The sequence below is a fragment of the Rothia sp. HSID18069 genome (assembly GCF_003989155.1).
Lineage (GTDB): Bacteria > Actinomycetota > Actinomycetes > Actinomycetales > Micrococcaceae > Rothia > Rothia aeria.
On record NZ_RBMG01000017.1, the window covers coordinates 1 to 1,863 of the forward strand.

Annotated in this window: 1 protein-coding gene; it reads left to right on the forward strand. The window is 57.2% G+C overall.

All coding sequences use genetic code 11. The annotated features are described in order from the left end of the window. Positions 1–74 precede the first annotated feature (74 nt). Positions 75–233 carry a hypothetical protein gene (locus D8M41_RS11610; RefSeq protein WP_161970787.1) on the forward strand — a complete coding sequence of 53 codons (159 nt, stop codon included), beginning with the start codon at positions 75–77 and terminating at the stop codon, positions 231–233. Positions 234–1,863: the final 1,630 nt, after the last annotated feature.

Consider the following 1,863-nt stretch of genomic DNA (forward strand, 5'->3'; position numbering starts at 1 on the left):
TGAGCGGCTGTGTGGAGGCGTGAAGGGCGTGAAGGTTTGGGTTTGCGAGTGGTTGCGTGAAGAAGCTTAAGACGGTGAGTGAGTCTGTGGTTGAGCGAGTCGGTGAAGGTCTAGAGAGCGCGGGGATTTTTCGGTTTGTGGTGGAGCTGCGGGAGCTGATTTGTGGCGTGGTGGTGGAAGAGTCGAGCGCGGGTGAGGCGTGCGCGGTGTGGAGCGTGTCAGGGCACAGATGAGCGGCTGGCGCGGTCTGTGAGCGAGCGGAAGGCGGTAGACGGTCAGATGTCTGTTTAGGGCGTTTCTGTCGGCTGTGCGGGCGTTTCGAGATTCCACGATCCGACGCGCAGAGCAGGCAGCAAGGCCGCGCGCTTCGCGTTTTCGCGGCGCTCGTGCCTGCTGGCGGTCGGCGTGTGGAATCTCGCGCGCCGAGGCGCGGACCGTGACGCGAAAATCGAGCCTGCGGCGCGAAAAATGGCAAACGTCAGACGGTCACACCTCATGCATCCAATGAATCAGGTGCACAAAATGAGTCATTCGCGATAAGAAAGCGCCTTAGTTTTTTCGCGAAAATAGCGCCGAAAATGAATTTTTTCACGGGTTTTTTTGAGAAAAGGGCAAAAAAAAATGCACCGCGGAGGTATTCCGCGGTACATTCAAAGTGCTAAAAAAATCAAAAAAGATTTGAGCCAATCATAGCAGAATCGGCTCAACGTTGGGAGGAGGATAACCCAACGGTGTGGGGAAGACGACCACAAAAGCGACAACGCCGCCGGGCTGACCCCCCGGGATTACCCCGTCAGATGGGTGCTGGTTTCGCGAGCAACGAGCTAACAGCCGCTTCCCTGACGGGTGACCGCAGGGCGTGAAGGAGCGCCGAGGCTGAGGATTTGAAAGAACCTGCTGGACTATTTAGCTGAACCCAGCTGAACGCCGTTGCACATGCCGCCGCTGCGGGACGTAATGACCCCGCCTGTGTGACCGACCGACGCGACCGACGCGACCGACGGGTCGATGAATCGTCATCATCAATCACCTGCCTACCAGCTCTCAGAGAGAACCTAGACCCACCCGCACCGGGTGGGTTTTTTGCTCCCTGAGAGCCACAAGGGCAGGGCTCCCTCTCTCTGCTCCCTCTGCTCCCTCCGAATCGATGGGGGCGGCTCACCTCTCCAGCCTGGAGCCTTGGAGGTTGAGCAGAGGGGGCAAAGAGTGAGGGAACAGCAGAGCACGAATGAGCGAGGAACGAGCGAATGAGTTCCTATCGCGCCGCAGGCTCAGAGCCACAGAATCACTAGAGATCTTCGCGAAACTCAAAGGCGAGTTAGGGGGGGGTGAATTGGGTGGGATGACAACTCCCGTAGACCCTCTGCAGCCACTCTTTTAACCCTGCTTCCCTGTATTTTTGGGTGTATTTCGGGGTGTTTTCTGTACCGACCACCCCCGCCCCCGCGATTTCAAGCCAAAGCCACCCGACCAAAACGACACCTCACACACGCTTCGTCCCTCATTGTGTGTGAGGTGTCGTTTTTATGGGTTTTTTGGCATATAAGGGGGGCGGGGGTGATGAGGGTTTGGGAGTCAGTGAGAAAGTGAGAAGGGGGCTAGAGGGGGTTCAGGGGGTCAGAGGAGAGATAGAGAGGGGTGATTGATGATGATGATGATGATGACTGATGAGGATTTGAGAGAGAGCAGAGAAGGGCAAGGAAGAGCAGGACGGGGTGAGAGGTTCAAGGGGTGGTTGAGCGGCTGTGTGGAGGCGTGAAGGGCGTGAAGGTTTGGGTTTGCGAGTGGTTGCGTGAAGAAGCTTAAGACGGTGAGTGAGTCTGTGGTTGAGCGAGTCGGTGAAGGTCTAGAGAGCGCGGGGAT